The 274-nt window shown below is 70.8% G+C and carries 1 protein-coding gene; it reads right to left on the reverse strand.

The genetic code is table 11. The features are described from left to right. On the reverse strand, positions 1-274 hold a 274-nt coding region (locus OH705_RS27290; RefSeq protein ID WP_267303448.1), incomplete at both ends, for an SDR family NAD(P)-dependent oxidoreductase.

The raw sequence follows: 274 nt of genomic DNA on the forward strand, positions 1-274 counted from the left end.
CTCGACGGCGAACTTCGCCCCGCAGTACGCGTCGGCGAACGGCTGACCCACCGCTCCCCCGACGCTGGTGACGGTGACGATGCGACCGCTCCCCCGCTCGCGCATCCCGGGGAGGACGAGACGGGTGAGGCGGGCAACCGAGAGGTAGTTCGTCTCGAGTTGGTCCTGCAGGTCGGCGTCGCTGAGCTGCTCGAGAGTTCCGACCGCACCCCGGCCGGCATTGTTCACGAGGATGTCGACGGGTCCCGCGGTGTCCACGAGGGCCCGGGCTGCC

Source organism: Pseudomonas sp. BJa3, from assembly GCF_026343815.1.
Lineage (GTDB): Bacteria > Pseudomonadota > Gammaproteobacteria > Pseudomonadales > Pseudomonadaceae > Aquipseudomonas > Aquipseudomonas soli.